The sequence below is a fragment of the Sphingomonas sp. Ant20 genome (genome assembly GCF_000783375.1).
In the GTDB taxonomy this organism is placed as follows: Bacteria; Pseudomonadota; Alphaproteobacteria; order Sphingomonadales; family Sphingomonadaceae; genus Sphingomonas; species Sphingomonas aerolata.
The window spans coordinates 1-9,695 of sequence record NZ_JRVI01000095.1 but is presented as its reverse complement, the minus strand read 5'-3'; the positions used below and the strand labels follow the sequence as shown (position 1 = coordinate 9,695).

Annotated in this window: 10 protein-coding genes and 1 pseudogene; 8 read left to right on the top strand and 3 right to left on the bottom strand. The window is 67.9% G+C overall.

The genetic code is table 11. From position 1 onward, the window contains the following. Positions 1-375: 375 nt before the first annotated feature. Entirely contained in the window at positions 376-1,167 is a 792-nt protein-coding gene (locus tag NI18_RS28060) for a TonB-dependent receptor plug domain-containing protein (RefSeq protein WP_347574855.1), read from the top strand. After that, complete coding sequence (locus NI18_RS12980; protein WP_347574856.1) at positions 1,113-2,741, top strand: TonB-dependent receptor; 1,629 nt, start codon at positions 1,113-1,115, stop codon at positions 2,739-2,741. The genes NI18_RS28060 and NI18_RS12980 overlap by 55 nt, the downstream gene beginning before the upstream one ends. A 49-nt stretch (positions 2,742-2,790) precedes the next feature. On the opposite strand, the gene NI18_RS25070 is transcribed toward NI18_RS12980, so the two are convergent. The 3 genes and pseudogenes from NI18_RS25070 to NI18_RS12965 form a co-directional block, all read right to left on the bottom strand. Then, on the bottom strand, positions 2,791-3,870 hold the full coding sequence (locus NI18_RS25070; protein ID WP_157840530.1) for an autotransporter outer membrane beta-barrel domain-containing protein: 1,080 nt from the start codon (positions 3,868-3,870) through the stop codon (positions 2,791-2,793). Positions 3,871-4,022: 152 nt separating this feature from the next. Continuing rightward, positions 4,023-4,469: pseudogene (locus NI18_RS28055) on the bottom strand (SGNH/GDSL hydrolase family protein); the annotation flags it as partial. 209 nt (positions 4,470-4,678) lie between these two features. Then, on the bottom strand, positions 4,679-5,161 hold the full coding sequence (locus tag NI18_RS12965) for a hypothetical protein (protein WP_037530302.1): 483 nt from the start codon (positions 5,159-5,161) through the stop codon (positions 4,679-4,681). Positions 5,162-5,519: 358 nt separating this feature from the next. Between NI18_RS12965 and NI18_RS12960 the strand changes: the two genes are divergently transcribed. The 6 genes from NI18_RS12960 to NI18_RS12935 form a co-directional block, all read left to right on the top strand. After that, positions 5,520-6,101, top strand: a complete 582-nt coding sequence (locus NI18_RS12960) for an SRPBCC family protein (RefSeq protein ID WP_037530291.1) — start codon at positions 5,520-5,522, stop codon at positions 6,099-6,101. After that, on the top strand, positions 6,101-7,279 hold the full coding sequence (locus tag NI18_RS12955; protein ID WP_037530290.1) for a zinc-dependent alcohol dehydrogenase: 1,179 nt from the start codon (positions 6,101-6,103) through the stop codon (positions 7,277-7,279). The genes NI18_RS12960 and NI18_RS12955 overlap by 1 nt, the downstream gene beginning before the upstream one ends. Positions 7,280-7,293: 14 nt before the next feature. Further along, entirely contained in the window at positions 7,294-8,094 is an 801-nt protein-coding gene (locus tag NI18_RS12950) for an SDR family NAD(P)-dependent oxidoreductase (protein ID WP_037530287.1), read from the top strand. Between the two features lie 98 nt (positions 8,095-8,192). Continuing rightward, positions 8,193-8,672, top strand: coding sequence for a MarR family transcriptional regulator (locus NI18_RS12945; protein ID WP_037530285.1), 480 nt, complete (start codon positions 8,193-8,195; stop codon positions 8,670-8,672). A 96-nt stretch (positions 8,673-8,768) separates the two neighbouring features. Next, on the top strand, positions 8,769-9,029 hold the full coding sequence (locus NI18_RS12940; RefSeq protein ID WP_031439716.1) for a DksA/TraR family C4-type zinc finger protein: 261 nt from the start codon (positions 8,769-8,771) through the stop codon (positions 9,027-9,029). A gap of 55 nt (positions 9,030-9,084) precedes the next feature. After that, the coding region (locus NI18_RS12935; protein ID WP_306286404.1) for an exonuclease domain-containing protein at positions 9,085-9,695 on the top strand (611 nt) is incomplete at its 3' end.

Sequence of the window (9,695 nt, the reverse complement as noted above, 5' to 3'; positions counted from 1 at the left end):
CACGGCCGGCGGGGTGCATCCTGCACGGCCTCCGCAGGCGCGGGCGCGACTTGCGCGTCGGCCTGCGCGGCCACGAAAGCGAGAGTCGAGGCGGCCAGCGCCAGCGCGGTACGATAGGCAGTCATGTCGAAGTCCCTGTTGGCGATCGTTCTGTGACGATCTTTCGCGTGCACGAAGATGCACAACGCATTCACCCGGCCCGATAGGTCCCAAGCGACTGTGCGATAAGTGAAAAGAATGCGCGACCGGATGCGCGGGCTGCAACGGGGCATCGCGGCGGCGACATCGAACCGTCACCGTAACGACGCGGGGGCGTCACGGATCTGGTTAATGGATCCCCCCGAGGCTGCGCGGTCGCGGCCAAGGGGACGCTTCATGACCTATCTCTCCACCTTGCTCACGGGCGTCGCCACGGTCGCGATCGCAGTCACGGCGCCGGCGGCCGCGCAGACCGCAGGCGACCCTGCGACGCTGCCGGTCGCGACGCCCGCCGCCGACGCGCCGCCGGGTGACGAGATCGTCGTGCTCGGCTTTGGCGAGAGCCGCCAGGTGCAGAGCGTGACCGGCGCTGATCTCTCGCGGCTGACGCCGGGGTCGAGCCCCTTGAAGGCGATCGAGAAGCTGCCGGGCGTCAATTTCCAGGCCGCCGATCCGTTCGGCGCCTATGAATGGGCGGTCCGGATCTCGCTGCGCGGGTTCAACCAGAACCAGCTCGGCTTCACGCTCGACGGCGTGCCGCTCGGCGACATGAGCTATGGCAACGTCAACGGCCTGCACATCAGCCGCGCGATCATTTCGGAAAACGTCGCGCGGACCGACGTGGCGCAGGGGGCGGGCGCGCTCGGCACCGCCTCGACCAGCAATCTCGGCGGTACGATCGAATTCTTCAGCGACAGACCGCGCGACACGCTGAACGTCACCGGCGGCGGCACCTATGGCTCGAACGACACCTATCGCGGCTTCGCGCGGATCGACAGCGGCGATCTCGGCGGCGGGCTGAAGGGCTATCTGAGCTACGGCTTTCTCACCACCGACAAGTGCAAGGGCGCGGGCGTCCAGCGCCAGCACCAGGCGAACGGCAAGATCGTCAAGGATCTGGGCAGCTCGGCAGCCTGTCGGCGTTCCTCAACTTCTCCGACCGGCGCGAGCAGGATTACCAGGATCTGAGCTACGACATCATCCGCCGCCGCGGGCTGGGCAATGACAACATCGCCGACAATTATCCGCTCGCGCTGCAGATCGCGAAGGTCGCGCAGAACCAGGCGGCAGCCGCGGCCGGCGCGGCACAGCCCTGGGCGGGCGTCGGCACCGCGTTTCCCGCCGGGATCGGCACGGTCGACGACGTCTATTTCGACGCCGCGGGCGTCCGTCGCGATTATCTGGGCGGGGTCACGTTCGACGCCAACCTCACCCCCGGCCTGACGCTCAGGACCACCGGCTATTATCACGACAACAAGGGTCAGGGATCGTGGATCACGCCCTATTCGCCGACCCCGGCCGGCGCCGCCAATGCCGATGGCACGCCGATCGCCGCCGCCAGCCCGCTCGGCTTCCGCACCACCGAATATGCGATCAAGCGCGGCGGGGCACTCAGCAACCTCGCCTATGAAACCGGCGCGAACACGCTCGAGCTCGGCGGCTGGTATGAAAGCAACAGCTTCACCCAGGCACGCCGCTTCTACAGCATGACCGATACCGCGACGCCGAACCGCGACGTACTGAAGTTCCAGGACAATCCCTATGCGACGCAATGGGACGGCAAATACACCACCGACACGATCCAGTATCATGTCGGCGACACGCTCCGCCTCGCCGACGATCGGCTGACCCTCAATGCCGGGTGGAAGGGTTTCACCGTCACCAACCGTGCGATCATGCTGCCCGCGACGACCTCGCCGCTCGCGGTCGGGCGGATCTCCGCCAAGGACTGGTTCCAGCCCCAGGCCGGGCTGCTGTTCAAGCTCGCGCCGGGCACCGAGCTGTTCGCGGACTATAAGGAAAACGTCCGCGCCTATGTCTCGTCGGCGACAACCGGGCCGTTCTCGACCACGCAGGCCGGGTTCAACGCGATCCGCGACCGGCTGAAGCCCGAACGCTCGAAGACCGCGGAAGGCGGGCTGCGCTTCCGCCAGGGCCCGGTCCAGGCCTCAGCGGTCGGCTATTATATCGACTTCTCGAACCGGCTGCTCGGCTTTGCCAATGGCGCGGGGATCATCGGCAACCCGGCGACGCTCAACAATGTCGGCAGCGTCCGCACCTATGGCGCGGAGGTCGCGCTGACTTACCGGGTGTTCACGCCGCTGTCGCTGTTCGCGAGCTATTCGTACAACAACTCGCAATATGCCGACGACGTGCTCGACGCGCGCGGCGCCGTGCTGGTCGCGACCGACGGCAAGACCGCGGTCGACAGCCCCGAGCACATGGTCAAGGGCGAGATCGTGTTCGAACAGTCGGGCGTCACCGCACGCGTCGGCGCGGACTATATGAGCAAGCGCTACTTCACCTATCTGAACGACCAGTCGGTGCCGGGCCGCGTGCTCGTCGATGCCAGCATCGGCTACCGCTTCGAGGGGGACGGCCCGCTTCACGGCGTGTCGATCGAGGGCAGCGTCACCAACCTGACCGACAAGGGCTATATCTCGACGATCGGCTCGAACGGCTTCACCGCCAGCGGCGACAACCAGACGCTGCTGGCCGGTGCACCGCGCCAGGTGTTCGTGTCGCTGAAGAAGGGGTTCTGACGCACGGGCCGGATCGGGACGCGTACGCCCCGGTCCGGCACGCCCGCGTTCAGAACGCCGCGGACAGCCCCGCGAACGCGGTCACACTGTCGCGGTCGTCGCGCAGCGCATAGCCCGCGACGCCCGCGCGCAGCGACAGCGCGCCGGCGACCTGTCCGTCGACCCCCATCGCATAGCTCATGTAATTGCGATCGGCGCGTTCGACGCTGCTGGTGAAGCGGATCGGTGCGCCGGTCGGGGTCATCGTCAGGGTGCGGGGATCGTCGTCGAACTCGCGCTCATAGCCTGCCCGGACGAAGACGCGGACCGGCTCGCCCGGCAGCGACCGCACGACCGCGCCGAACCGGCCCGTCAGGCTCTCGATCTGCTGGCGACCGAACGCCGCCGCGGTCGACAGTCCGCCCGCCTCGGCATAGCCCGCCAGCCGGACGCGGTCATATTGCACCGCCAGATCGGGTCCGAAGGCGAGACCGCCGGTGCGGACCAGGTCGAGCGCGCCCGTGATCCGGCCCGCGACGTAATTGCCGTCGGTCTCGCCGTCATGCGTGCGGATCGTCGGCCCGAGCTGCACGCTGCGCCGGATCTGGCGATAGTCGATCTCGCCATAGGTCCCGTCCGCCAGCAGCCGGACCGGCCCCAGCTCGCCGCGCGCATAGCCGCTCGCGGACCAGGCGCGCGGCTTGTAGCGTCCCGCCCCGTTCTGGAAATCGCCCGTCCCGTCCGAATAGGCGCCTGCGATCCCGACGCCCGAGCTTCGCCAATCGCGAGGTCCGCGCCGAGCGTCCCGCTGAAGCCCCGCTCGTTGATGCCGACGCGCTGCGCCGAATTGCCACTCGCGTAATAATGATAGGCCGCACCGCCGAACACCGACAGCGCGCGACCGTCGCGCTGCGATCCGCCGCGTTCGGGCCCCTCGAGCAGGTCGCGTTGCGCACGGAACATCGCCTGCGCCGCATAGCCGAGCCCGGCGATCTGATCGGGTGCCTGGACGAGGCTGGCGATCGCCTGCCCCTGGATCCGCTGCGTGATGCCCGCGGGGTGGACGCTGTCGGCGAGGATATAGGTCTCGTTCGCATTGGGCGTGACCAGGGTTGCGCGCGTGCAGGCGAGCGACGAGGGCACGGTGCACGCGACCCCGGTGATGTTGGTGTAGCCATAGGTCGCCGGGCTCGTCACCAGTTCGTTGAACAGCCGGTCGGTATCGAAATACAGCGCGTTGACGTTCGCTGCCGCGAGCGCTGCCGCATAGGTCCGGTTGAACAGCGCGAGCCCCGCCGCGCCGCCGGTCTGCACCGCGAGCGTCACGATCCGCTGCGCGCCCGCGCCCTGCAGCCGGCTGACCTGCGTGGCGAGCTGAGTCGCGGCGGTGGTCAGGATCTCCGGGTTCGCGCCGCCCCCGGCCTGGAACGCGAAATAGTCGTTGCCGCCGCCCTGCACATAGACGAGGTCGCGCGGCCCGAACGTGCCGCCCGCGCCGAGGAAGTTGGTGATCTGAGTCGTGATCGGGATCGACAGCGCGTTCGCCGCGGTCACGCGCGCGCCGCCGACCGCATAATTGGTCCCGCCCTGGCCATAGACCGGGGTCAGCGGCAGCCCGAGCCGCGCCGCGACCACTTCGGGTGCGACCGGATCGGGGTTGGTCGTGAAGCTGCCCGCGTCGCGCGGCAACCGCGGGTCGAGCGTCAGATAATAGCCCCCATCGGCCAGGCTGTCGCCGAACACGACCATGCGGTTGACCGGTGCGGCGGCGGCGGTCGCACCGCTCGCGGTCTGGGCCTGCGCGGGGGATGCGATCGCCAGGGTCGTGCCCAGCAGCGCCGCGACGGCGGACATCGTTTTCATAGATCCTCTCCTGTGCGGCAAGGGGTCGTTGCCCCCTGCTCTGGCACTGTCGTGGATCTGTCACATTGTGACGTCAAGCCGTCTCGCGCAGGGCCTCAGCCGTCGAGCTGTGCGCGCGTCGTCGCGCCGACGCGCATCCCGGTCACGCTGACGACCAGCGTCTCCATCTGCGCCTCGACGAACCCCGCGGCAAGAAACGCGCGGATCTCGGTCATCGGCAGCGCGAAGCCGCGCCGCCACGCATAGACCGCCATCCGCCGCAGCGCCTCGAGCCGCGGATCGGCGAGCTGCGACCGGCTGCCCAGCCCGAACAGCCCGCCCATCGCGCGCGACACCGGACCGGGGCTGGCAAGACTGCGCAGCGTGTCGCGCTTGGCGAGCGCGATGACGCTCCATTCGAGCGCGGAAAACCCCGCCGTCTCGTCGGCGGCGTCACCTGCGAGATCGACCACCAGATCGGCGGCCAGATCCGCGGCGAGGTTCGCGGCCGGATTTACCGGCGCGGCGGCTGCAACCCGCGCGGCGTTGCGCGTGCCACAAGGTGCGGCGAACTGCGTGTCGAGGTCGAGATAGGCCATGAATATCCCCTTTCGGATCGGGCAGCACCGGACCTGCGTCGATGGAGGGTCCATCGGCACGGCATGGGGCAGCGCGGGTGCGGTCGTGGTGACGGTGTCGTTCCGACGTCGGAGCAACCTTCGATACCGAGCGGTATACAAACCGATCGACCCGAACGTCAACCGCCTTCTGTACCGGTCGGTAGTTTTTATGCGTCGGGGTTCCCCGCCGCCCCGCCCCAAGAAATCGACTGAGCGACATCAACTTGCCCGGCGGCCGACGACGAGCCGTCGCTGTGTTGCGACGAACCGCCCGGCGCCCGCCGGCTCCCCGCCAGACTGACGCGTTGAGACAGCATCTTTGGACAGGAGAACGGACATGTCGCAGTCCCCTACCGACCATACCGACGACGCGCCCCCGACGACCTGGAAGAAGGGCGACCCGATCGCCGCGGAGGGCCTGCCGACCACGACCGGGGACAGCATCGTCGGCCGCACGGTGACGATCAATCGCCCGGCGGCCGAGCTGTTCGCCTATTTCCGCGACTTCACCAACCTGCCGCGCTTCATGGAAAACGTCGTGTCGATCACCCCGATCGACGCCACGCGGTCGCACTGGGTGGTCAAGGCGCCCGCCGGCCGCACGGTCGAATGGGACGCGGTCGTGACCGACGAGACGCCCGACCGGGTGATCGCCTGGACGTCCGAACCCGGCGCCGATGTCGCGAACAGCGGCCGGGTCGAGTTTCGTAACGCCGGCGCGCGCGGCACCGTCGTCACCGCGACGATCGTCTATGATCCACCCGCCGGCATCGTCGGCAAGATCGTCGCCAAGATGTTCCAGCGCGAACCCGCGATCCAGGCGCGCCGCGACCTGCGCCGGTTCAAGCAACTGATGGAGACCGGCGAGATCGCGACCGGCTCCTTCACCCGCAAACAGCATGACGAGGAGTTCGCCTGATGCGCGCATTGGCATGGCATGGCCGCCACGACGTCCGCGTCGACACGGTCGACGACCCCGAGATCCTCAACCCGCGCGACTGCATCATCAAGGTGACGTCGACCGCGATCTGCGGCTCCGACCTGCATCTCTATGATGGCTATATCCCGACGATGCAGGCGGGCGACATTCTCGGCCACGAATTCATGGGCGAGGTCGTCGAGACCGGCCCCAAATCGACGCTGAAGAAGGGGCAGCGCGTCGTCGTGCCGTTCACGATCGCGTGCGGCAGCTGCTATCACTGCGGCAAGCATCAATATTCCGCGTGCGACAACGGCCTGCCCGCGGACAATCAGGACATCGCGCAGGAGCTGTACGGCCAGCCGATGAGCGGGCTGTTCGGCTATAGCCACATGACCGGCGGCTATGCGGGCGGCCAGGCGGAATATGTCCGCGTGCCGTTCAGCGATGTCGGCCCGATCGTGATCCCCGACGGGATCGAGGACGACAAGGTGCTGTTCCTGTCCGACATCCTGCCGACCGGCTGGCAGGCGGCGGAGAATGCGCAGATTGAGCCCGGCGATACCGTCGCGGTCTGGGGCTGCGGTCCGGTCGGGCTGTTCGCGGTCCAGTCGGCGTTCCTGATGGGCGCCGAGCGCGTCATCGCGATCGACCATTTCCCCAAGCGCCTCGCCCTCGCCAAGCGGTTCGGCGCGGAGACGATCAACTTCGAGGAAAGCGCGGTCTATGAGGCGCTGATGGCGATGACCGGCGGGATCGGTCCCGATGCGGTGATCGACAGCGTCGGACTGGAGGCGCACGGCTTCTTCGTCGACAACGTCATCGACCAGATCAAGAAGTCGACCTTCCTCGGCACCGACCGCGCACACGCGATCCGCCAGGCCATCATCGCCTGCCGCAAGGGCGGCCGCGTCTCGATGCCCGCGGTCTATGGCGGGCTCGTCGACAAATTCCCGCTCGGCGCGTTCATGGAGAAGGGGCTGACGCTCAAGACCGGCCAGACGCACGTCCAGCATTACATGCCCGCACTGCTCAACGCGATCCTCGAGGAGAAGATCGACACGACCTTCCTCATCTCGCACCGCATGGATCTCGAGGAGGCGCCGCAGGGCTACAAGATGTTCCACGACGACCAGAACGAAGTGACCAAGGTCGTGCTCAAGCCCGGCTTCAACTGAGAGGATATCGACCCATGGCTACAGCATCACCACACGGCAAATTCGCCGTCATCACCGGCGCCTCGACGGGCATCGGCTTCGAACTCGCGACGATTGCGGCGCAGGACGGCTATGACATCCTCGTCGTCGCGGACGAGGCGCTGATCGAGGCGGCGGCGGCCGACTTTCGCCAGTTCGGGACCACGGTAACGGCGCTCGAGGCCGACCTGTCGACCACCGACGGCGTCGACGCGCTGCTCGCGGCGACCAACGGGCGCCAGATCGACATATTGTGCGCCAATGCCGGCCGCGGGCTGGGACACGGTTTCCTCGATCAGAGCGTCGCCGACTGGCGCGCGGTGATCGACACCAACATCATGGGCACGCTGTATCTGGTACAGAAGGTGCTGCCCGCGATGGTCGCGCGCAACGACGGCAAGCTGCTCGTGACCGGGTCGGTTGCGGGCTATATCCCCGGCGCGTTCCAGGCGGTGTATAACGGGTCGAAGGCGTTCATCGACAGCTTCACCGAAGCGCTCCGCAACGAGATCAAGGATGCGGACGGCGTCACGCTGACCACGCTGATGCCGGGGCCGGTCGACACCGAATTCTTCGACCGCGCCGACATGAACGACACCGATGTCGGCACCGATCCGAACAAGCGCTCGCCTGCCGATGTCGCGCGCGATGGCTGGGACGCGCTGATGGCGGGCAAGGGCTCGGTCTTCTCGGGCTGGATGACCAAGCTGCAGGGCGTGATCGCCAATGTCGTCCCCGGCTCGGTCCTCGCCGAGCAGCATCGCAAGATGGCCGAACCCGGCAGCGCGAAGGACTGATCGCGGCATGAGGCGACGCGGCGGGCTTCGGTCTGCCGCGTCGTTTGCCACGATAAAGATCGGCATGGTAAGTCGGCGGTTCAGCCAGGAGCCCCTTCGTGCCCGATCAACCGCCATCATCCGATACCGTCCCCCCGCCCCTCCCGCTCGACGAGCAGCTCTGCTTTTCGCTTTACGCCGCAACGATCGCGATCAACCGCGCGTACAAGCCGATGCTCGACCAGCTCGGCATCACCTATCCACAGTTCCTCGTGCTCCAGACGCTGCACGAGGCGGAGGATGGCCGGACGATCGGCGCGATCGCCGAACGGCTCGCGCTCGAACCGAGCACGATCACGCCGCTCGCCAAACGGCTGGAGGCGGCGGGGCTGGTCACGCGGCTGCGCAACCCGGCGGATGAGCGGCAGATGCATGTCCGGCTCACCCCGGCGGGCCAAACCTGCTGGGCGGGTACCGGGTGCCTCGGGCCGATGATCGTCGATCGCAGCGGGATGACGCCCGACCGGCTACGCGCACTCAACGCCGAGGTCACCGCGCTGCGCCGCGCGCTCGGCGATCCGGATACCGCAGGACGCTAGCCCCCCGCCGCCGGACCCGCCGACGTGCAATGCCGCCGATGCTTTCCCATATAGGTCAGGAACCTGACACGATCGGGGCACGAACGGAGACGAAGCATGGCAGGCGGCTGGACGCGCGATGGCGCGGTGCAGGATCAGATCGACGATACCGTGATGGATGCGGTGATGGCGGCGCGTGCGCGGATGCCGGTCGGCGAGAGCGAGGAACAGTGCATCGCCTGTGGCGACGACATTCCGGAAGGGCGGCGCCAGGCCGTGCCGGGTGTACGGACGTGCATCGCCTGCCAGAGCGGTCGCGATCGGCCCGCGGCCTCGCTGTTCAACCGCCGTGGCAGCAAGGACAGCCAGCTTCGCTGATGCGGAGGGTGTTGGGGGATCGCGTGCCGCTTGGGTCGGCGCTAGAGGTGACGCCATGCTGACGACGACCGCGCTGCAACCGCTGGCCCATGACCTTGACGAGACCGCGCCCGATTTCGTCGTGATCGACGTCGAGACCGCCTGCGCGCGCGTCAGCAGCATCTGCCAGGTCGGGATCGTCGGCTTCCGGAACGGTGCCGAGGTCTTCGCCTATGAGACGCTGGTCGATCCGCGCGACGAGTTCCACGCGTTCAACACGCGGATCCACGGCATCGCCGCGCATCATGTCGTCGGCCAGCCGAGCTTTGCCGACATCCATGCGACGGTGACCGCGCATCTGTCGGGGCGGACCACGGTCGCGCATTCCTATTTCGACAAGGGGGCGCTCGCCGCCGCCTGCCGCGTGCATGATCGCCCGGCGATCGAGACGACCTGGCTCGACAGCGTGCGAGTCGCCAAGCGCGCCTGGCCCGATCTGGCGAACCACAAGCTCGGGCAGCTCGCGCGCTATCTCGGGATCGAGCATCGCCACCATGACGCGCTGAGCGATGCGCGCGCCGCGGGCTGGGTGATCGTCAAGGCGATCGACCATACCGGGCTTACGCTCGCCGACTGGCTCGCCCCGCCGCGCGTCGCCGGCCCCGCCCCCGCCGCGGCGCTCGACGG